The 20263-nt window shown below is 67.1% G+C and carries 18 protein-coding genes; 7 read left to right on the top strand and 11 right to left on the bottom strand.

Annotation, left to right across the window (positions count from 1 at the left end; genetic code table 11):
• Positions 1–10: 10 nt before the first annotated feature.
• The gene (locus VSR71_RS19430) at positions 11–1252 is read right to left on the bottom strand and encodes an MFS transporter (protein WP_342915483.1); all 1242 of its coding nucleotides are present in this window, start codon (positions 1250–1252) and stop codon (positions 11–13) included.
• A 278-nt stretch (positions 1253–1530) separates the two neighbouring features.
• Between VSR71_RS19430 and VSR71_RS19425 the strand changes: the two genes are divergently transcribed.
• Complete coding sequence (locus VSR71_RS19425) at positions 1531–2256, top strand: AraC family transcriptional regulator (protein WP_428979436.1); 726 nt, start codon at positions 1531–1533, stop codon at positions 2254–2256.
• 66 nt (positions 2257–2322) lie between these two features.
• Here the strand turns inward: VSR71_RS19425 and VSR71_RS19420 are convergent, their stop codons facing one another.
• The 3 genes from VSR71_RS19420 to VSR71_RS19410 all read right to left on the bottom strand — a co-directional run bounded on the left by VSR71_RS19420 (position 2323) and on the right by VSR71_RS19410 (position 5446).
• Positions 2323–3546, bottom strand: a complete 1224-nt coding sequence (locus VSR71_RS19420; protein ID WP_342915481.1) for a M20 aminoacylase family protein — start codon at positions 3544–3546, stop codon at positions 2323–2325.
• A 294-nt stretch (positions 3547–3840) separates the two neighbouring features.
• Positions 3841–4689, bottom strand: a complete 849-nt coding sequence (locus VSR71_RS19415) for a fumarylacetoacetate hydrolase family protein (protein ID WP_342915480.1) — start codon at positions 4687–4689, stop codon at positions 3841–3843.
• Positions 4690–4726: 37 nt separating this feature from the next.
• A complete protein-coding gene (locus tag VSR71_RS19410; protein WP_342915479.1) occupies positions 4727–5446 on the bottom strand; it encodes a GntR family transcriptional regulator in 720 nt (239 codons plus the stop codon).
• Between the two features lie 187 nt (positions 5447–5633).
• Between VSR71_RS19410 and VSR71_RS19405 the strand changes: the two genes are divergently transcribed.
• From VSR71_RS19405 to gstA, 3 genes are all read left to right on the top strand, one after another.
• Entirely contained in the window at positions 5634–6932 is a 1299-nt protein-coding gene (locus VSR71_RS19405) for an MFS transporter (RefSeq protein ID WP_342915478.1), read from the top strand.
• A 98-nt stretch (positions 6933–7030) separates the two neighbouring features.
• On the top strand, positions 7031–7759 hold the full coding sequence (locus tag VSR71_RS19400; RefSeq protein WP_342915477.1) for a maleate cis-trans isomerase family protein: 729 nt from the start codon (positions 7031–7033) through the stop codon (positions 7757–7759).
• A 189-nt stretch (positions 7760–7948) separates the two neighbouring features.
• Complete coding sequence (gstA, locus tag VSR71_RS19395; protein ID WP_342915476.1) at positions 7949–8575, top strand: glutathione transferase GstA; 627 nt, start codon at positions 7949–7951, stop codon at positions 8573–8575.
• 22 nt (positions 8576–8597) lie between these two features.
• On the opposite strand, the gene VSR71_RS19390 is transcribed toward gstA, so the two are convergent.
• From VSR71_RS19390 to VSR71_RS19365, 6 genes are all read right to left on the bottom strand, one after another.
• Entirely contained in the window at positions 8598–9215 is a 618-nt protein-coding gene (locus VSR71_RS19390; protein WP_342915475.1) for a glutathione peroxidase, read from the bottom strand.
• Positions 9216–9297: 82 nt separating this feature from the next.
• On the bottom strand, positions 9298–10851 hold the full coding sequence (locus VSR71_RS19385; RefSeq protein WP_342915474.1) for an MDR family MFS transporter: 1554 nt from the start codon (positions 10849–10851) through the stop codon (positions 9298–9300).
• Between the two features lie 271 nt (positions 10852–11122).
• Complete coding sequence (locus tag VSR71_RS19380; protein ID WP_342915473.1) at positions 11123–11563, bottom strand: CBS domain-containing protein; 441 nt, start codon at positions 11561–11563, stop codon at positions 11123–11125.
• A 157-nt stretch (positions 11564–11720) separates the two neighbouring features.
• Complete coding sequence (dbpA, locus tag VSR71_RS19375) at positions 11721–13142, bottom strand: ATP-dependent RNA helicase DbpA (protein ID WP_342915472.1); 1422 nt, start codon at positions 13140–13142, stop codon at positions 11721–11723.
• Between the two features lie 22 nt (positions 13143–13164).
• Positions 13165–14088: a DUF72 domain-containing protein gene (locus VSR71_RS19370; RefSeq protein ID WP_342915471.1), complete on the bottom strand. Its 924-nt coding sequence runs from the start codon at positions 14086–14088 to the stop codon at positions 13165–13167.
• A gap of 162 nt (positions 14089–14250) precedes the next feature.
• Positions 14251–15453, bottom strand: a complete 1203-nt coding sequence (locus tag VSR71_RS19365) for a DUF4382 domain-containing protein (protein ID WP_342915470.1) — start codon at positions 15451–15453, stop codon at positions 14251–14253.
• Between the two features lie 278 nt (positions 15454–15731).
• Here VSR71_RS19365 and VSR71_RS19360 point away from each other — a divergent pair, with 278 nt between their 5' ends.
• Positions 15732–17531, top strand: a complete 1800-nt coding sequence (locus tag VSR71_RS19360; protein WP_342915469.1) for a methyl-accepting chemotaxis protein — start codon at positions 15732–15734, stop codon at positions 17529–17531.
• Positions 17532–17563: 32 nt separating this feature from the next.
• Here the strand turns inward: VSR71_RS19360 and VSR71_RS19355 are convergent, their stop codons facing one another.
• Positions 17564–17992 carry a helix-turn-helix domain-containing protein gene (locus VSR71_RS19355; protein ID WP_342915468.1) on the bottom strand — a complete coding sequence of 143 codons (429 nt, stop codon included), beginning with the start codon at positions 17990–17992 and terminating at the stop codon, positions 17564–17566.
• Positions 17993–18066: 74 nt separating this feature from the next.
• Here VSR71_RS19355 and VSR71_RS19350 point away from each other — a divergent pair, with 74 nt between their 5' ends.
• Complete coding sequence (locus VSR71_RS19350) at positions 18067–18957, top strand: class I SAM-dependent methyltransferase (protein ID WP_342915467.1); 891 nt, start codon at positions 18067–18069, stop codon at positions 18955–18957.
• Between the two features lie 148 nt (positions 18958–19105).
• A complete protein-coding gene (locus VSR71_RS19345; RefSeq protein ID WP_342915466.1) occupies positions 19106–20248 on the top strand; it encodes a hypothetical protein in 1143 nt (380 codons plus the stop codon).
• The last annotated feature ends 15 nt before the right edge of the window (positions 20249–20263 follow it).

Here is a 20263-nt window from a genome sequence, read left to right as displayed (position 1 = left end):
GCCAGCCGCGTCAGGCGTGCGCGCGCTCGCGCAGGTCCGGCAGGAACACCGTCAGCAGCCCCAGCAGCGGCAGGTAGGCGCAATACTCGTACACCGCGCGGATGCCGTGGGTATCCGCCATCCCGCCCAGCACCGCGGCGCCGATGCCGCCCATGCCGAAGGCAAAGCCGAAGAACAGCCCCGACACCATGCCGACCTTGCCGGGGATCAGCTCCTGCGCGAACACCAGGATCGCCGAGAACGCCGACGCCAGGATAAAGCCGATGATGAAGGTCAGCACCGTGGTCCAGGCCAGGCCCACGTGCGGCAACAGCAGCGTGAACGGCGCCACGCCCAGGATCGATGCCCAGATCACGCGCTTGCGCCCGATGCGGTCGCCGATCGGGCCGCCGAGGATGGTGCCGGCCGCCACCGCGAACAGGAACAGGAACAGGTGCAGCTGGGCGTTCTGCTGCGCCAGCCCGAAGCGCTCCATCAGGTAGAAGGTGTAGTACGAGGTCAGGCTGGCCATGTAGAAGTACTTCGAGAACACCAGCACCATCAGCACCAGCATCGCCCGCATCACCACGCGCGTCGGCACCGGGCTGGCCGCGGCGCCCGCGGCCTTGCGCTTGCGCGCGCCCTGCGCCAGCTGGCGCGCATACCAGCCGCCGATGCGCCACAGCACCACGATGCCCACCAGCGCCGCCAGCGAGAACCACGCCAGGCTGGCCTGCTGGTGCACGATCAGCGCCGCCAGCAGCGGTCCCATGGCGCTGCCGCCGTTGCCGCCGACCTGGAAGATCGATTGCGCCAGCCCGTGCTGGCCGCCCGACGCCATGCGCGCCACGCGCGACGACTCGGGATGGAAAATCGACGAGCCGGTGCCGACCAGCGCCGCCGCCACCAGCAGCACGCCGTAGGTCGGCGCCACCGACAGCAGCAGCAGGCCGCCCAGCGTAAAGGCCATCGCGACCGCCAGCGAATGCGGCTTGGGATGCTTGTCGGTGTACAGGCCCACCACTGGCTGCAGCAGCGAGGCGGTGACCTGGTAGGTCATGGTCAACAATCCGATCTGGGTGAAGCTCAGGTTGAAGCCGCCCTTGAGCATCGGGTAGATCGCCAGGATCAACGACTGGATCATGTCGTTGAGGAAGTGGGCGAAGCTGATCGCCGACAGCACGCGGAAACCGGTGCGTTCGGCCTGCGCCGGCGTGGTGGAGGTGCTGGAAGCGGAGGCGCCGGACGGCGCGGAGTCGATGGTTGTGCTCATTGGCGGCTCTCGACAAACGGAACGCGGCCAGCGGGGGCGCTGGCCAGTCAGGACTGTGAGCCTGGATGCTAGCTGGCGCACACGCGCCTGTCCTGCGAGAATGGGTCCGCAACCTTGGAGAAAAGGACATGCCGCGCGCGCCCCGTGCTCCCGTCGACACCGCCTCGCCCGGAGCCACCTCCCGGCGGCGGGTCCGCGATCTGCCGGTACCTCCCGTCGCCACGCCTGGCGACACCTACAGCAATCCCCCGCGCTACGTCCGCTACGACCGCAGCCCGATGCCGGTCGCCGCGATGGCCGCCGACTACCTGCCCGGCGAAACGACCAGGCCGCACCAGCACCCGCATGCGCAGCTGATCCACGCGGTGCACGGCGTCATGGTGGTGGCCACCGACGAAGGCCAGTGGATCGTGCCGCCCACGCGAGGCATGTGGATGCCGGGCGGCACCATGCACTGGATCCGCATGGTCGGCCACGTGCAGATGCGCACCGCTTATATCCGCCCGGATGCCGCGCCGGGCCTGCCGCAGCGCTGCACCGTGCTCGGCATCTCGCCGCTGCTGCGCGAGCTGATCCTGGCCGCGATCGACATCCCCCTGCCCTATGAACCGGATACGCGCGATGCGCGGCTGATGCGGCTGCTGCTCGATGAAGTCCTGCTGGTGCCATCGCTGCCGCTGCACCTGCCGCGCCCGGCGGACGCGGGCCTGCGGCAGATCTGCGACGCGATCGTGCAAACGCCCGATACCGGGCTGACACTGGCGGACTGGGGCGAAAAGCTGGGTGTGGATCCCAAGACCATCCAGCGCCGCTTTGCGCGCGAGACCGGCATGACCTTCGGGCAATGGCGCCAGCAGGCGCGGCTGCTGGCGGCACTGGAAAAGCTGGCCGCGGGCAGCAAGGTGGTCGACGTAGCGCTGGACCTGGGCTACGACAGCCCCAGCGCGTTTGCGACGATGTTCAGGCGGCAATTCGGCGTGCCGCCGAGCGCGTTCTTCCGGTAGGCGTTTGCTTTCTCCCCTCTCCCGCGCGCGGGAAAGGGGTTGGGGGAGAGGGGGGAAAATCCCCTCTCAACGCCCCAGGTACCGCTCCACCAGCCGCGTCCAGTACGCCGCCCCCACCGTCAGGTTCTCGTCGTTGAAGTCGTAGCCCGCGTTGTGCAGCAGTGGCTGGTTGGCCCCGTTGCCCATCCGCACAAAGCAGCCCGGACGCTGCTGCAGGTAATACGCAAAGTCCTCGCTGCCGGTAATGCGCGCGGCCTGCGCTACCACCTTGTCGGCGCCGACCAGTTCCTCGGCCACCTGCCGCGCGAACTCAGTCTCTCGCTCGCTGTTCACCAGCACCGGATAGCCGCGCACGTAGTCGACTTCCGCCACGGCGCCATAGCCCTCGGCCTGCGAGATCGCCAGCTGGCGGATGCGGTTTTCCAGCGACGCGCGCACATCGGGGCTGAAGGAACGCACGCTGATCTCCATGCGCGCGCTGTCGGGGATCACATTGGGTGCGTGGCCGGCGTGCAGCGTGCCGATGCTCACCACTGCGGCCTCGTTCGGGTCAACGAAGCGCGACACCACGGATTGCAGCGCCATCACCAGGCTGCCGGCCACCAGGATCGGATCGACCGACTGGTGCGGACGCGCCGCGTGGCCGCCCTTGCCGCGAATGGTGATGGTGACGGTGTCGCACGCCGCCATGAACGGGCCCGAGCGGAACAGGAAGGTGCCCTGCTCCACGCCCGGATGGTTGTGCAGGCCGAAGATTGCGTCGCACGGGAAGCGCTCGAACAGCCCGTCGGCCAGCATGCGCTCTGCGCCGCCGCCCGCGCCGATTTCCTCGGCCGGCTGGAAGATCAGGTGGACAGTGCCGTCGAAGTTGCGCGTACGCGCCAGCTGCCGTGCCGCGCCGAGCAGGATCGCGGTGTGGCCGTCGTGGCCGCAGGCATGCATGCGCCCCTCATTGACGCTCGCGTAAGGCAGCCCCGTGCGCTCGTGGATCGGCAGCGCGTCCATGTCGGCGCGAATGCCGATGCTGCGCGTGCCTTCGCCACATTGCAGCGTCCCGACCAAGCCGGTCCCGCCCACGCCACGCGTGACCGTGAAGCCCCATGCCTCCAGCAGGCTGGCGACCAGGCCGGAAGTGCGGACCTCGTCAAAGGCAAGTTCGGGATTCTGGTGGATGTTGCGCCGGATCGCTTCGAGTTCGGCGCGGCTGTCCAGGGTATCGGCCAGCCCGCAGTAGCGGCGCTTGAGTGTGGTGCCGAGGTAGGACTCGATCTCGGGGGCGTGCTCTGACATGACGTTTGCTCTCTGGCGAAACTGTATAACCAGTATTTCACGCAGAAAACGCAAGCGAAATGCCAAGTGTGTGAATTCGTGTAAATCGAGGCGATCCGGGCGTTTTCGCCACCGGAACCGTTGCGCGCACGGCACGCTTTGTATGGAAACCCAACGCTTTGTGTGAAAGCGTTTCGACGGGGAACCATTGAAACGGGCGCTTTTTACCTGCGTTGCAGCATTGCGCAACGCGCGGCGGCGTCACCTTGCCGGGTGACGCCGCGCCCTGCCCCGGATTGCGCCGGGATTTTTTGATCAGCGCTCGCCGTATGCGACCACGCGCTGACTCTGCACACCGAGCCCTTCCACGCCCAGGCGCATGGTGTCGCCTGCCTTCAGGAAGCGCGGCGGCTTGAAGCCCATGCCCACGCCCGGCGGCGTGCCGGTCGCGATCAGGTCGCCTGGCAGCAGTGTCATGAAGCGGCTGACATAGCTGACCACCGTCGCCACGTCGAAGACCATGGTCGCGGTGCTGCCCCGCTGCACGCGCTCGCCGTTGACCTCCAGCCACAGGCCCAGCGCCTGCGGGTCGGCCACTTCATCGCGCGTCACCAGCCACGGGCCGGCCGGGCAGAAGGTGTCGCAGCCCTTGCCCTTGTCCCAGGTGCCGCCGCGCTCGATCTGGAACTCGCGCTCGGACACGTCGTTGACCACGCAGTAGCCGGCCACGTGGTTCAGCGCCTCCTCGCGCGAAACATTGCGCGCGACCGTGCCGATGACCACGCCGAGCTCGACTTCCCAGTCGGACTTCTCCGAGCCGAACGGCAGCATCACGTCGTCGTGCGGGCCATTCAGCGAGCTGTTGGCCTTCAGGAACACGATCGGCTCGGCCGGCAGCGGCATGCCGGCCTCGGCGGCGTGATCGGCATAGTTCAGGCCAATCGCGACGATCTTGCCGATACCCGTCCAGGGCACGCCGAAGCGCGCGCCCTCGACCACGGGCAGCGTCGCCACGTCCACCTGCGCCAGCCGCGCCAGCGCCGCGGGCGCCAGTTCGCCCGGGCCGATCTCGGCCACCACGCCGCTCAGGTCGCGCACGCGGCCTTCCGCATCGATCACGCCCGGGCGCTCGGCGCCGGGATTGCCTACTCGAACCAGTTTCATCGTCGTTGCTTTCGTCAGGGATTGGGTCAGGGATGATTCATGCGCTCTGCTTCAGGCCGGCGTCGCGCGCCCCGGCTTCGGCCAGCGAAGCCGCCACCACGGCGAGTACCTCGGTCGCGGTGTTTTCGGAATGCCGGCGCAGCACCTGCGCCAGGCGCGGCCTGCCGGGCTCGCGCAGCGCGGCCATGATTTCTTCATGTTCCTCATGCGACTCCTGCCAGCGCAGGATGTCGGCATTGGCGGCGCCGCGCGCGCGGTGGACCTTGCTCATCAGCGTGGCGTAGACGCCGGCCAGCACCGGGTTGGCGGCGCCATCGATAATGAGCTGGTGGATTTCCTGGTTGATGCGGAAATAGTCGGTGCGTCGCCCCGCGGCATGCGCGTCGATCATGGCCTGGTGGCGCCGCTCCAGCTTCGCCATGACGGCGTCGCCCAGCCGCTGCGCCGCCAGTTCGCCGGCCAGCGCCTCGAGCCCGTGCAGGGTCTCGAAGGTGGCGCGCAACTCCTCCAGGTCCAGCGGCGCGACGCGGTAGCCGATGTACTGCCGGTGCAGCACCAGTCCCTCGGAGACCAGCACCTTGAGCGCCTCGCGCAGCGGCGTCTTGGAGACGTCGAAGGTTTCGCAGAAGGCGCGTTCGTCGATGCGCGCGCCGGGCGGCAACTCGCCCTCTTCGATCATGGTGCGCAGCCGGACGGCAATCTCGGCCGACATGCCGAGCGTGCGCAGGCGCGTGGTTTGGGGAAGCGTTTGTGTCAAGGACGTCACCAGAATGGGGAAATGCACCACGAGAAGGCTATCACATCCCAAAATTGTGCATGCGCAACATCGTAAAATCAATAACTTACGAGCGTTGTAATTACAGATTACGTATCTTATACTCCGGCCTGTTGCGCGACACCCATTAAAACCGCCCACCCAAGGACCGAGACAAGGAGACGCCGCCATGCAAACGACAAGCCAGGCGACGGTGTTGACGGAGGCCAAGACCTCCGTGCGCTGGAAGATTTTTTTGATGATGCTGTTCCTCATCGCGATCAACTACATCGATCGCGCCTCGCTTTCGGTGGCCATGCCACTGATCGCGAAGGAGTTCGACCTCAGTCCCACCATGCAGGGCCTGATCCTCAGTTCGTTCTTCTGGACCTATGCCCTGATGCAGGTGCCGGGCGGCATGCTGGCCGACAAGTACAAGCCCCGCATCGTGATCGCCTGCGCCACCGTGTTCTGGGGGCTCGCCCAGACCATCGCGGCGTTCACCACCAATGCCACGTCGCTGATGCTGACCCGGCTCGGCCTGGGCGCCGCCGAAGCGCCGATCTACCCGGCCGGCGGCAAGCTCAACGCGATCTGGATGACGCAGAACGAACGCGGCCGCGGTGCCACGCTGCTTGACGGCGGCGCGCCGCTGGGCGCGGCCCTGGGCGCGATCATCATCACGTGGCTAATCGCCTCGCTGGGCTCGTGGCGGCTGGCCTTTATCGTGGCCGGCGTGGGCACCGTGCTGGCCGGCTTCATGGCCTGGTACTACGTGCGCAATTCCCCGCGCGAGCACCGCGGCGTGAACGAGATGGAAGCGCGCTACATCGAGGAAGCGCAGGCCAACGAGCACCGCGCCGAGCCGGCCAACCTGTCGGGCCGTTCGCTCGATTTCTTCAAGTACCGCTCGGTGTGGTGCATGGCGATCGGCTGGATGTGCTTCAACACCGTGTTCTACGGCCTGCTGACGTGGATGCCCAACTACCTGAACAAGGTGCACGGCTTCGACATCAAGCAGATGGGCGGCGCCAGCTTCATCATTTTCTTCAGCGGCTTTATCGGCGAACTGATCGGCGGCTGGATCGCCGACAAATGGAAAGAGGCGGGCGGCCGTCCCAACGTGGTGATGCGCACGCTGTTCGGCATTGCCGCGGTGGTGGCCACGGCGTCGATCTTCTCGGTGGCCTATGTCAGCGACCCGATCATCGTCGTGGTGCTGCTGTCGTCCACGCTGTTCTTCCTGCGCTGGTGCGGCCTGTTCTGGTGCGTCCCGTCGATGCTCGGCACCCGCAACAAGATCGGCTTCCTGGGCGGCGTGATGAACCTGGGCGGCAATATCGGCGGGATCACCGTGCCCATCATCGTCGGCATGATCGTGCAGTTCACCGGCTCGTACTTCCTGGCGCTGATGTTCTTCGCCGCCGCGGGCGTGGGGCTGCTGCTGGCCTCGACCGCCATCGACTACGAGACCAAGATTCCGGTCTGATCCTCGCGGATCGCCGCGATCATCGAATTCCGAGAATTCCAAGACGAGCAGGGGGCCGGCAACGTCCCGGCCCCCGCGTTTACTCCTGAGAAAACAACATGACCAAGCAAATCCGACTCGGCATGCTCACGCCGTCGTCCAACACCGCGCTCGAGCCCATCACCAGCGCGATGGTTGCCGGCCTGCCCAACGTCAGCGCGCATTTCTCGCGCTTCACCGTGACCGAGATCTCGCTGCGCGACCAGGCGCTGGGGCAGTTCAACCTCGACAAGATCCTGGGCGCCGCCAGCCTGCTGGCCGATGCGCGCGTCGACGTCATCGCCTGGAACGGCACCTCGTCCGGCTGGCTCGGCTTCGACAAGGATGAAGCGCTGTGCAAGCAGATCACCGAAGCGACCGGCATCCCGGCCACCACCTCGGTGCTGGCGCTCAACGAGATCCTGGAAAAGACCGGCGCGCGCAACTTCGGCCTGGCCACGCCATACCTGGACGACGTGCAGCAGCGCATCATCGCCAACTACGAACGCAGCGGCTTTCACTGCGTGGCGGAAAGCCACCTCGACCTGCACGTGAACTACAGCTTTGCCGAAGTCGAAGCGGACACCATCCGCGACATGGTGCGCGGCCTCGCGCAGCACGGCCCGCAGGCGATCACCACGTTCTGCACCAACCTGCGCGCCGCGCACCTGGCCGAGGAGCTTGAAGCCGAGACGGGGATTCCGCTGTACGACACCATTTCGACGGTGGTATGGAAATCGCTGCGCCTGTGCGGCGTGGATACGCGCGAGCTGAAGGGGTGGGGGCGGTTGTTCCGCGAAGTGGAGTAAGTTTTCTGCAGGTTTGCGCCCCTCTCCCGAACGCGGGAGAGGGGCGCAAACCATCGCACGGCGAGACGCTGTGCAAATCTGCAATCGCCCTCCGCAAGCCCGCGCATTGCCGCACCGAACCCGCGATCCTAGACTGCTCCCACGGCCCCACAACGGCGTGGCGGCCAGCCAACCCCAAACAGGATCGCGATGAAGCTCTACTACTCCCCCGGCGCATGCTCGATGTCCGTCCACATCGCGCTGCGCGAAGCCGGCCTGCCCGTCACGCTGGCCCGTGTCGACCTCCAGCATCACAAGCTGGCGCAGCCGGAGCACGGCAGCGATGACTACTACGCCATCAACCCGCGCGGCTACGTGCCGCTGCTGCAGCTGGATGACGGCTCGCGCCATACCGAAGTGGCGTCGTTGCTGCAGTACATCGCCGATCTCGTGCCCGAACGCAACCTGCTGCCCGCCGCCGGCACGCGCGAACGGCTGGAAGCCAACGGCTGGCTGACGCTGGTCTCCACAGAACTGCACAAGGTGTTCAGCCCGTGGCTGTGGCACAAGGAAACCGCGCCAGACACGCAGGCAGCATGCAAGGCCAAGCTGCAGGCGCGCTTCGGCGAGCTCGACCGCCATCTGCAAACCCGCCAATACCTGATGGGCGACCGCTACACCGTGGCCGATGCGTACTGCTTCACCATCCTCGGCTGGGCGCGCATGCTGATGATGCCGCTGAGCGCGTACCCGTCGCTGCAGCAATACCTGTCGCGCGTGGCGGCACGGCCCGCGGTGCAGGAAGCGATGCGCGCGGAAGAGCTGGTGCGCGACTGAGCCGACGGGATCAGGGTGCTGCTCAGCGCTGCGCGCCGAGCAGCGATTCGATCTTCGCCACCAGTTCCTTGTCGTCCGGCCTGGTGCGGCTGTCATAGCTGGCCACCACCTTGCCGTCGCGCCCGATCAGGTATTTGTAGAAGTTCCACTTGGGCGCGGTGCCGGTCTGTTTGGCCAGCAGCGCGTACATCGGATTGGCGTCGCTGCCGCGCACGTGCGACTTGCCCAGCATCGGGAACTTGACGCCGTAGGTGTTGTAGCAGAAGTCCGCGATCTGCTTCTCCGAGCCCGGCTCCTGCGAGAAGTCGTTGGACGGGAATCCAAGCACCACCAGGCCGCGCGCGTTGTATCTGGCGTGCAGCGCTTCGAGGCCTTCATATTGCGGCGTGAAGCCGCAATAGCTGGCCGTGTTGACCACCAGCACCACCTTGCCGGCGTACTGGCACAGGTTCTGCGGCGCCTCGTCCTGCAGGCGCGGGAAGGTGAAGTTGAGTGATGCGGGGCAAGCGCCAGCCTGCGTCGCAACAGCGGGCGCCGCGGGCTTGTCGGCGGCGCGAACAGGCGAGGGCAGCAGTACCGACGCGGCGAGCGCCACGGCGGCGAAGGCGAGGGAATGGGTAATCACGGAACGACGGAACATGGCGACGGGGCTCCAGGGGTCGGCTCGCTGTATCGGGTACGCGTAGTCTACGCCGTTGCCGGGCCCCCTGCCGCCCGCCGCTTCAGTCCATCGCCAGCGTGGCCGCGTGCTCGGTGACGCTGCCGCGCAGCTCCAGGTCCGGCATGCTGCGCACGACCAGCAGCGCCAGCACCGACGCGGCCGCACCGGCCGCAAAGATCAGGTGGAAGCCCGACTCCACGCCGCCGGCCAGCACGTGCCGCACCGCCGGCGACAGCTGCGCCAGCGCTTCGCTGCCATGGCGCAGCGCGCCCAGGTCGAGCGCCTGCTTCACGCCCGAAGCCGCCAGCGCATGGCGGAATTCCAGCGTCAGCAGCGTGCCCGCCAGCGCCCCACCGAGCGCGCTGCCGAGCGAGCGCAGCACCAGCAGCGCGCCCGTGCCGGCGCCGGTATCGCGGCGCTCCAGCACGTTCTGCACGCTCATCAGCGTGGCCACCATGGTAATGCCCAGGCCCACGCCGGCCAGCGTCATCGCCATCAGCACCACGGCCAGCGGCACCGCCGGCGTCACCAGCGCCAGCACGATCAAACCGAGCGCACCGGCGACATATCCCGCCGTCAGGATGCCGCGCATGCGGCCCACGCGCGGCGCGACCCAGGCCACGATAAAGTTGCCCGCTACCGTCGCCAGCAGGAACGGCATCACCAGCAGGCCGGAGGTCGAGGCATCGGCACCACGCACCAGCTGGAAGTGCAGCGGCAGCGCAAAGATGCAAAGGAAGATATTGAGCGCCGACAGCGCCGATGCAGCCACGCCCATCACATAGGCGCGGTTGCCGAACAGCCGCGGCGGCAGCATCGGGTCGGCGGCGCGGCGCTCCTGCCATGCCAGCAGCGCCACTGCCACGGCCGCGGCGAGCAGCAGCGCGGCCAGTTCCGGCGAGAGCCAGTCGTAGACATCGCCACCCCAGCTCATCGCCAGCAGGAAGGCGACGATGGCCACCGCCAGCAGCAGCGCGCCCAGCCAGTCCACGCGCGCGCTGCCGCCTCGCGGCGGCAGCATCGCCAGGCCGCGATAGCACATCACCATCGCCAGCAGGCCCAGCGGCACGTTGACCCAGAACAGCCAGCGCCACGACATGTGGTCCGACACCCAGCCGCCCACCAGCGGCCCCGCGATCGACGCCACTGCCCACACCGTGGCCAGGTAGCCCTGGTAACGCCCGCGCTGGCGCGGCGCGACCACGTCGGCGATGGCCGCCTGCGCCAGCGACATCAGACCGCCCCCGCCCACACCCTGCAGCGCGCGGAACAGGATCAGCTGCCCCAGCGTCTGCGCCAGCGCGCACGCCACCGAGGCGCCGATGAACAGCGTGATCGCCACCATCAGCAGGCGCCGCCGCCCGAAGCTGTCGGAAAGCTTGCCGTACAGCGGCGTGGTCACCGTCGACACGATCAGGTACGCGGTCACGATCCACGACAGGTGGCCAAACCCGTTCAGGTCGTTGGCGATGGCCGGCACCGCGGGAATCACCACGGTCTGGTCCAGCGCGGCCAGCAGGATGCACAGCACGATGCCGCCGATGACGCGCATGATGGCGCGATGGTCGTGGACGGGCGTTGGAATGGCTTGGGCGGCGGATGCGGACGACGACATTGCAGACACGGGTACGCGGCAAAGTGCCGCGAGGCAAACATGAGGAAGGGGAATTGCCGGCCGGAAGGTCCGCCAGGGACGGCTGGGATGCCGCAGCAGAGTGACCGTAATTCAGTAACCGCATAATTATATGCGGTTAGCGCATATCGCGCTGAGGGGAGGTTCCGGGGGGGCTGTCGTCCGACCCTACTGCTTTCTCCCCTCTCCCGCCCGCGGGAGAGGGGCCGGGGAGAGGGCCGGCGCATCAATTCGCCACCAGCCCGATCAATGCCTAATGTCCGCCACCATGGATGTAATGCTCCAGCTGCTCGATGATGAACTGCTGCTCGGAGATGATGTCCTTTACCAGGTCACCGATCGACAGCATTCCGATCAGTTCATCGTTCTCCATCACTGGCAGGTGGCGCAGCCGGTGCTTGGTCATCAGCGCCATGCATTCGTCGGTGCTCTGGCTGGCGCTGACGTAGATCACCGAGGTGGTCATGATTTCGCGCACCAGGGTTTCGCGCGAAGTGCGCTGCATCAGGATCACCTTGCGCGCATAGTCGCGCTCGCTCAGGATGCCCTTGATGTCCCCGTGCTCGATCACCAGCAGGGCGCCGATCCCTTTCTCGGCCATCAGCTGCAGCGCGGCATAGACCGTCGCCGTCGGCGGGATGCTGTAGATGGCCTGAGTCGGCTTGGATTCCAGAACCTGGCGTGCGGTTTTCATCACCAACTCCTCTTCCGTCTAGAAATCATGCGGCTGGCGCTACCTGCCTTGCGACCAATGGAAACAGAGTAGCAAAGGAATGCGCCGGCTTACAGGGTGACTTACGCTAATCTTTGTAAGCAACGTTGTGGCGCAACCACTACTGCGGACGCTCCGGTTACTCCGTCATCAGGCGCACCTTCACCTTCTTGCCCTTCACCTTGCCCGCGTTGAGCCGCTTCACCGCCTCGCGCCCGATGCTGCGTTCCACCGCGATATAGGTCGACATCTCCAGCACATTGATCTTGCCGATCTGCTCCTTGGCAAAGCCGGCCTCGCCAGTCAGCGCGCCCAGGATGTCGCCCGGGCGGATCTTCTCCTTGCGGCCGCCCAGCATCTGCAGCGTCACCATCGGCGGCAACAGCCGCTCGTTGCTCGCGGGCGTCAGCTCGGCCAGCGCATGCCATTCGAATTCACCGCCGTGGTGCTGTTCGAGGTTACCCACGCGTCCCATCTCGTCCATGCTGACCAGGCTGAACGCCCAGCCCTCCTGGTCGGCGCGGCCGGTGCGGCCGATGCGGTGCACGTGCACCTCGGGATCGGGCGTGATCTCGACATTGATCACTGCTTCCAATTGCGCGATATCCAGCCCGCGCGCGGCCACATCGGTGGCAACCAGCACCGAGCAGCTGCGATTGGCAAACTGCACCAGCACCTGGTCGCGATCGCGCTGCTCCAGGTCGCCATGCAGGGCCAGTGCCTGGTAGCCCTGCGCGCGCAGCAATTCCACCAGCTCGCGGCAGCGCGCCTTGGTATTGCAGAACGCCAGCGTGCTGGCCGGGCGGAAATGGTCGAGCAGCCGCCCGACCGCGCCCAGGCGCTCGCCTTCTTCCACTTCATAGAAGCGCTGGCGGATGGTGGTGTTGTCGTGCGTCGCTTCCAGCTTCAGCGACTGCGGCTTGCGCAGGAATTTGTGGGCAAGCTTGTCGATGCCTTCGGGATATGTCGCCGAAAACAGCAGCGTCTGGCGTTCCTTCGGGCAACGGCTGGCGACGTACGCGATATCGTCGAAGAAGCCCATGTCGAGCATGCGGTCGGCTTCGTCGAGCACCAGCGTGTTGATCGCTGCCAGGTCCAGGCTGCCGCGATCGATGTGATCGAGGATGCGGCCCGGCGTTCCCACCACGATATGCGCGCCGTGAATAAGGCTGTCCACCTGCGGGCGCATCGGCGAGCCGCCGCACAGCGCCAGCACCTTGATGTTTTCTTCGGCGCGCGCGAGGCGGCGGATTTCCTGCGTGACCTGGTCGGCCAGTTCGCGCGTGGGGCACAGCACCATGGCCTGCACGTCGAAGCGGCGCGGATCGAGCCGGTTCAGCAGCGCCAGCGCGAACGCCGCGGTCTTGCCGCTGCCGGTCTTGGCCTGCGCGACCAGGTCCTGGCCAGCCAATGTGATCGGCAGGCTGGCCGCCTGGATCGGCGTCATCTCGTCGTAGCCGAGCTGCGCCAGCGTGGCGAGCATGGCGGGCGACAGCGGGAGGGTGGAAAAAGCGGGGCCGGCTTGCGGCTGCGGTTGTGCTGAGACAGGGGTCGAGTTCATGCGGGATTATAGCGATCCGGCGTCAGGCATCCGCGTCGGCGGGTGGCGTCCAGCCCAGCCGCTCCAGCAGCGCCTGCGCGGCGGCCGGCGCGCGTTCCTTGGCGCCGTTGATGAAGAAGACAAAGACCTCGCGCTTGCGTGCGGCGGGCTTGCGGTCTTCGAGCACCGGCAGGTCAGCCGGCTGCGCGCCCTGCGCCCACGACTGCGCGCGTTCGGCCCATTCGTCAAGCGCCTTGGGACCATAGCCGGTCTTCAGCTTCTCGCTGCTTTCCATCAGGCGCGCGTAGACAAAATCCGCGGTCAGGTCCGCCATCGACGGGAATTTCGGCGAATCGGTGAACACCGTGGCGGCCTTGTACTTGCGCGCGAGCCTCAGGTAGTCCGGCGACATGAAACTATCATGCCGCACCTCCAGCACGTGTCGCAGTTTCACCCCTTCGACGGAATCCGGCAGCAATTGCAAAAAACCCTCAAAGTCCTCCGCATCGAACTGCTTGGTCGGCGCGAATTGCCATACCAGCGGCCCCAATTTGGAGCCCAGTTCGGCGATGCCGCTGTCGATAAAGCGTTCGATCGATTCGGCCGATTCCGCCAGCACGCGCCGGTTGGTGGCAAAGCGCGACGCCTTCACCGCAAACACGAAATCGTCCGGCGTTTCATCACGCCACTTGATAAACGACGAACGCTTCTGCGTGCCGTGATAAGTGCTGTTGATTTCGATCGCGCTGAGGTGCCGGCTGGCGTAGGCCAGTTCGCGCGATTGCGGCAGCCTGGCCGGATAGAAGTTGTCGCGCCAGGGAGCGAAATTCCAGCCGCCGATGCCAACCCGGAACAGGCCGCCGGACTTGCGCCGCGCTGCTGGCGCCGCCGGGGGCGCAGGCGCTGGCTCGGCTGCTGGCTTGGGTGACGGCTCAGGTGCGGACTTGGCCGCGGTGCGTGCTGCCATGGCGCGAACTCCCGGGACGCGAGAGTGCAAGTCTAGCGGGAAACCGTGGCCAGCGGTGGCGCCATGCCGAACCGCGCAGGGCGCCAGAAACGAAGAAGCCGGAAGCAGGCTTGCGCCCGCTTCCGGCTGGTCCCCCGCTAAACGACCGCTAACCCGGTCCGCTCAGAACGACAGGTTCTGGATCACGTCTGCGGTATTCACATCGACCTGCTGCGTCACCACCGCACCGCTGTTGCTGGTGGCCTGCACGCTGTACTTGCCGCCCGCGGCGCCATCCGGCTGCAGCGGGATCGGCAGCACGGCCTGGTAAGTGCCGATCATGGGCGCGGCCACCGGCAGCGCCGGCTCGGTCGCGAACAGGCTGTAGGCACCGGTATTGGTGGCCGCGGCGGTCGCCGCGATCTCGAAGGTGCCGCCGTTGACCAGTTGCAGCGCGCGCAGCGTCGCTTCGGCGGAAGCCGGCGTCACCGTGCCCGACACGCGGCGGTACGCGGAAGTCGGCAGCGACATCGGCGACGCCGCATTCGAGATCGCCGTGCTGCCGCCCGCCACCACCGGCACGCTGCGCACGATGCCCGTGCCGCGCCCGTTGGCGGCGCCCGGCACCACCACCACGTCGACCGTGCCGGCGGTGCTGCTCTGCTCGATCGGCGACAGCGTGAAGTTGCCATTGGCATCGGCCACCGTGGCCTTCACCACCACGCCGTTGCGCTCGGCATAGACGCGCGCACCCGGGGCCGAGGACACCACGCCGGTGACCGCGCCGCTGACCACCGTCGGGATCGCCGTCACAACCGGCTTCAGGCCGTAGGTGCCATTGCCGCGCGTCACCACCGACTTGCACGCATCGAAGTCCAGCACCAGGTCGGTCAGCGTGCCGCGCGCGACCGTGAACGGACGGTTGATCTTGATGCCTGACTGCACCGCGCTCGGCGTGTCCAGCGACTGCTCGGTGCCGCCCGTAGGCACCACCGAGTTGGCCAGCGCGCTGGAACCGCCCCCGCGGTTCGCGTCGAGCACCAGCCGTACCTGCTGATAGTTGCCGGCCGGCAGCACGGTCTGGCCCAGTGTGGTCAGCACGCCATTGGTCAGAGACAGCAGGTCGATCTTGCGCGCGGGCACCACGTCGATATCGACCCAGCCGCCGCCGCCGGGATCGGCGTTGGCGTTGCTGTGCACGCGCACCTTGTTGACGGTCACAAAAACATTGTCGTAGCCGCAGGCGGGCGCATCGGTCATCGAGACCTTCAGCGTCCCCTGGCCGCCATCATCATCGCCGCCGCCGCCGCCGCAGGCGGCCAGCGCGAGGGCGCCGCTCAGCGCCAGGATGCGCAGCGGCGTGGATGTGTGAGAAAGGTTCAACACGGTTTTCTCCGCTTGTTGTCGTGGGGTGATCGCAGAATATGTTGCGAAACACATACCCGGTGTAAGCCTTTGTAAAGCGTTGTAAGGAAGCTTCGCCCTTAATACCCTGAGACGCTTCGATCACACCGCAAGTTGACACGTTGCGTCGTCAACTTCGGCGAATTCCCGAACATCTCGCATTCTTCCCTCAAGTCGGCAAGCGGCGCACCGTATACAGCGGAGTGGAAATCCCACAGACCAACGCGCCCCCAACGATTCCCTACGAAGGAACTCCACAGATGTTCACTACCCTCCGCGCCCGGATCATGGCCCTGTGCGTGGCCATTGTCGTGGCCGCGCTCGCCATCAATACGGCGCTGAACCAGTTCGTCGCCAACCGCTATAACGAAGACGCCATCGACAGCAGCCTGGCCGCCGTGCAGAGCGGCCACACCAGCGCCATCGCGGAGTGGGTGGCGTCGCACAGCCAGATGATCAATTCGCTGCAGGACGCCGTGCTGCAGCCCGAACCCGACGCAGCGCTCAGGCAGATCGCCGACGCCGGCCGCTTTGCCAACGTCTATGTCGGCTATGCCGACAAGACCGCGAAATTCTCAAAGCCCGAAGGCATCCCGCCCGACTATGATCCCACCGGCCGCCCGTGGTACAAGCAGGCCGCCGCCGCCGGCAAGCCGGTGGTCACGCCGCCTTATGTCGATGCCGGCACCGGCAAGCTAGTGGTCGCCTTCGCCGTGCCGGTGGTCCGCGACGGCGGCGTCAAGGCCGTGGTCTCGGGCGACGTCGCCGTGGACACCGTGGTCGCCAACGTCAAGGCGATCCATCCCACGCCGGCGAGCTTCGGCATGCTGGTCGCCAAAACGGGCGAGATCGTCGCGCATACCGACGACAAGCTCACGCTCAAGCCCGTCACCGATCTCATCCCCGCGCTGACCGCGGACAAGCTCGGCACGCTCGCCGGCGCGCAAACCCCGCTGCGGGTCGATGTCGGCGGCAGCGCCAAGCTGCTCGGCGCGCGCGCCATCCCCGGCACCGACTGGATGGTCATCGTCGCGCTCGACCAGGCCGAGGCCACTGCCGGCATGCGCTCGGTACTGATCGCCTCGGTGATCGCGCTGGTGCTGATCGCGGGCGTTGCCGCCATCGTGGTGTGGGGCGTGGCGACCATGTCGCTGCGCGGCCTCGGCACCGTGCGCGACGCCATGGACGCCATCGGCTCCGGCGACGGCGACCTGACCCAGCGCCTGCCCGCGCACGGCACCGACGAAGTCGCCCAGATCGCGCGCGCCTTCAACACCTTTGCCGACAAGCTCTGCACCACCATGCGCCAGATCCGCGACGTTAGCGAATCCGTGCGCGCCGCCTCCGACGAGATCGCCGCCGGCAATATCGACCTGTCGCGCCGCACCGAATCCGCCGCCGCCAGCCTGGAGCAGACCGCGGCGTCGATGGAAGAAATCACCGCCACGGTCAGCCAGTCGGCCAACTCGGCGCAGCATGCCAACGAGTCGGTCAGCGCCGCCTCGCGCGTGGCCGCCGACGGCGGCGTGGTGATCGGCGAAGTCATTGCCACCATGGGGCAGATCGAGAACGCCTCGGTCAAGGTCTCCGACATCATCGGCGTGATCGAAGGCATCGCCTTCCAGACCAACATCCTCGCGCTGAACGCCGCGGTGGAAGCGGCGCGCGCCGGCGACCAGGGGCGGGGCTTTGCCGTGGTGGCCGGCGAAGTGCGCGCGCTGGCCCAGCGCAGTGCGCAGGCGGCCAAGGAAATCAAGACGCTGATCGAATCCACGGTGGGCAGCGTCACCTCCGGCTCGGGCCAGGTCCGGCGCGCCGGCGAGACGATGGACGAGATCGTCGGCAACGTGTCCAAGGTGACCGGGATTATTAACGAGATCACTCACGCCGCGATGGAGCAGACACGCGGCATTCAAGAAGTGAATAAGGCGGTCAGCCAGCTCGACGAGATGGTGCAACAGAACGCGGCGCTGGTGGAGCAGTCGACCGCTGCCGCGGCGGCATTGCAGAACCAGGCGGGCAGCCTGGCGGGGGCGGTAGGGCAGTTCAGGCTGGGGTGAGGGTGCTGGCCACGCGCCACCTTCGCGCCAGCTCAGGCGGCGGCCGTACGTTTGCGGCGCCCGCCAATCGCCCCGGACGACGCCGCCCCCAGGATCCGCCGGAACGTCGGGCATTCCATGTGGCTTGGCGCCGGGCACGCCGCCGCATGCCGCAATCCATCCCGCATCGCCGTCAGCTTGCGGATGGTCCGGTCCAGTTCATCGGCCTTGGCGGCAAGCAGCTTCCGGTCGATCTTCGGCCCGCCTTCCGGCGAGAACATCCGGGCGATGTCATCCAGCGAGAACCCCGCCGCCCGCCCCAGCGCGATCAGCGCCAGGCGTTCGAGCACGCCGGCGTCATACACACGCCGCATGCCGCGCCGGCCGATCGGGGCGATCAGGCCTTTTTCCTCATAGAAGCGCAGCGTCGACGCAGGCACGCCCGCCTGCTGCGCCACTTCGGCGATATCCAGGCTTTTCACCGCTTGACCTCAAGTTGACTTGAACTGGCACAGTGTAGCTTCGATGCCATGAAGGCGAGCAAGGAGAGGCAACCATGGGTGACAAGCAAGCAGAACGCAGCGATGGCGGCGAACAGGCCGCGCTGTGGAACGGCCCGTCCGGCCAGGCCTGGGTCGCGCAGCAGGCGCTGCTCGACCGGATGCTCCAGCCGCTGGAAGCGCTGCTGGCCGGTGCTGTCGATGCCGGCACGGCGCGGCATGTGCTCGACGTAGGATGCGGCGCGGGCGCGACGACGCTGGCACTCGCGCGGATGATCGGTGCGCGCGGGCATTGCACGGGAATCGACATCTCCGGGCCGCTGGTGGACGTTGCGCGATCGCGCGCGCAACGGGAAGGCGTTACGGCGGCCTTTGTCCATGCGGATGCGCAAACCCATGCCTTCGCGCCGGGCAGCTTCGACGCCATCGTGTCGCGCCTTGGCGTGATGTTCTTCACCGACCCGGTCGCGGCCTTTGCCAACCTGAGGCGTGCTGCGAGGGCCGGCGCCGAGTTGCATTGCATCGCATGGCGCGGCGCGGCGGAAAACCCGTTCATGACCACCGCCGAGCGCGCCGCAGCGCCACTATTGCCGAACCTGCCGCCACGGCAACCCGGTGGCCCCGGCCAGTTCGCGTTCGGCGATCGCCAGTTAGTGCTGTCCATCCTCGCGGACAGCGGCTGGACCGCCATCGACATCAAGCCGATCGACGTGGCATGCGCGCTGCCGGCGCGCGCGCTGGAAGACTATTTCACGAGCCTGGGCCCCGTCGGCCTGGCACTGCGGGACGCAGACGCAGGCACGCGTGCGCGGGTTGTCGAAGTCGTCGGCAACGCCTTCAGGCCTTATGTGCAAGGCGAGACCGTACACTTCACCGCTGCCTGCTGGATGATTGCCGCGCGCTCGCCCGCTGGCCCGCAGGCAGGGGAGACAGGCGGTCATCGCTGACGCCGTGGCCTTCGGATTGCCGCACGTCCACCGCAGGAAACGCTTGTGTTCTGTGCGCTAACGCACGGAGCATCCGGTGCGCAGGTCGAGAATAGGAAGCCTTCGGCGCGCCATCGCGCACCGCATCCCGCTACCGCGGGGCAATAGCATGGCAAGGCTTCCCGGCCAACTGGCCGCCTGCATCGCATTCAGCCTTCTGCTCATCACCGGTGCGCAGGCTTCGGATATTGCCTGCCATCACGCGCTCGCTCCGCAGGCGGCCCGCTGCGACGGCCAGCCGGCCACAGCGAACACGTGCAGGCATGCGGACAAGCCGCCGAGTGGGGCCGCCCTGATTTGCGATTACACGATGCTCCGCGGCACATATGAACGCGTCTACGCCGAGCAGTTGCAGCTTCTGCGCACCGGGGAAATTGGCCCCGACGACATCGCCGCATGGCGAAGAGTCCGCGATGCCTGCACATCGGTGCCGTGCCTGGACAGGGTCATTGCCAACTGGCGCGAGTACAAAAGCCAGAAGCCGATTCCCACCGCTGCCGAGTCGCCGCCGTCGGTGCCCGCCAAGACCGCGCGCGATGCCAGAATGAGGAAGCCGGATGCCGCACGGCAGACGGTTGAGGTCCGGCATCCTCCGCCTGTCGTGAAGACGGTACCGCAGGAGAGGCCGAAGGAAAAGCAGCAGGAAAATAAGCCGCGGGACAACACGCCGCCGGCAGCGGCGCGGCCCGCTTCTCCAGTCACGACGCAGCCTTCGCCTGAGGCCGTGGTGCCTGTGGAAAGCCGGGGACAACCCGTCTCCGCCGCCGCGAAAAGCCAGCCACTCCCTGATACGACCCCGCTACCTGCGGCGCAGCATCAGCCCGAGCTGGTGGCCGACAGGAAAATCAAGGAGCATCCCATCGCTCCGGCCATGATCGAGCGGCCGTCCCCGGATTCCGCTCCCCAGCCCGCGCCGCAGCCTCCGCCCCGGGCCGTAACCGAAAAACAAACCCCAGAGCGTCCCGTCGCCCCGGCATCGATCAACCCGCCGCGCCCCAGCCCCGCCACCCGATGGACCCCCGTCTACCCCATAGAGGGCTCCTTGCCCGGCAGATGGGAACCACTTGGCGCGCTGGCACTGTTGAGCCTGTGCGGCGTTTGCGTGGCACGGTGGTGCCAGAGGAGACGGGTTGAATGGCTGCCGGATGCCGCGCGCCAGCGCGAGCGGGCGCGGACCGCGACGCGGATCGTGCTGGTATCGGCGGGACTGATCGCCGTGAACAGCATCGTATTGTTCTGGATCCTGGCGTAACGCCAGCCGTTGCCT

Origin of the sequence: Cupriavidus oxalaticus (assembly GCF_038900635.1) — a bacterium.
In the GTDB taxonomy this organism is placed as follows: domain Bacteria; phylum Pseudomonadota; class Gammaproteobacteria; order Burkholderiales; family Burkholderiaceae; genus Cupriavidus; species Cupriavidus oxalaticus_B.
The sequence above is the reverse complement of the archived record's forward strand: the minus strand, read 5'-3'. Positions and strand labels throughout refer to the sequence as shown.

Excerpts from the sequence above, each read along its gene's own strand:
- VSR71_RS19430 (WP_342915483.1), bottom strand. The coding sequence starts at position 1,252 with ATGAGCACAACCATCGACTCCGCGCCGTCCGGCGCCTCCGCTTCCAGC.
- VSR71_RS19425 (WP_428979436.1), top strand. The coding sequence starts at position 1,531 with ATGCCGGTCGCCGCGATGGCCGCCGACTACCTGCCCGGCGAAACGACC.
- VSR71_RS19420 (WP_342915481.1), bottom strand. The coding sequence starts at position 3,546 with ATGTCAGAGCACGCCCCCGAGATCGAGTCCTACCTCGGCACCACACTC.
- VSR71_RS19415 (WP_342915480.1), bottom strand. The coding sequence starts at position 4,689 with ATGAAACTGGTTCGAGTAGGCAATCCCGGCGCCGAGCGCCCGGGCGTG.
- VSR71_RS19405 (WP_342915478.1), top strand. The coding sequence starts at position 5,634 with ATGCAAACGACAAGCCAGGCGACGGTGTTGACGGAGGCCAAGACCTCC.
- VSR71_RS19400 (WP_342915477.1), top strand. The coding sequence starts at position 7,031 with ATGACCAAGCAAATCCGACTCGGCATGCTCACGCCGTCGTCCAACACC.
- gstA (WP_342915476.1), top strand. The coding sequence starts at position 7,949 with ATGAAGCTCTACTACTCCCCCGGCGCATGCTCGATGTCCGTCCACATC.
- VSR71_RS19390 (WP_342915475.1), bottom strand. The coding sequence starts at position 9,215 with ATGTTCCGTCGTTCCGTGATTACCCATTCCCTCGCCTTCGCCGCCGTG.
- VSR71_RS19385 (WP_342915474.1), bottom strand. The coding sequence starts at position 10,851 with ATGTCGTCGTCCGCATCCGCCGCCCAAGCCATTCCAACGCCCGTCCAC.
- VSR71_RS19380 (WP_342915473.1), bottom strand. The coding sequence starts at position 11,563 with ATGAAAACCGCACGCCAGGTTCTGGAATCCAAGCCGACTCAGGCCATC.
- dbpA (WP_342915472.1), bottom strand. The coding sequence starts at position 13,142 with ATGAACTCGACCCCTGTCTCAGCACAACCGCAGCCGCAAGCCGGCCCC.
- VSR71_RS19370 (WP_342915471.1), bottom strand. The coding sequence starts at position 14,088 with ATGGCAGCACGCACCGCGGCCAAGTCCGCACCTGAGCCGTCACCCAAG.
- VSR71_RS19360 (WP_342915469.1), top strand. The coding sequence starts at position 15,732 with ATGTTCACTACCCTCCGCGCCCGGATCATGGCCCTGTGCGTGGCCATT.
- VSR71_RS19350 (WP_342915467.1), top strand. The coding sequence starts at position 18,067 with ATGGGTGACAAGCAAGCAGAACGCAGCGATGGCGGCGAACAGGCCGCG.
- VSR71_RS19345 (WP_342915466.1), top strand. The coding sequence starts at position 19,106 with ATGGCAAGGCTTCCCGGCCAACTGGCCGCCTGCATCGCATTCAGCCTT.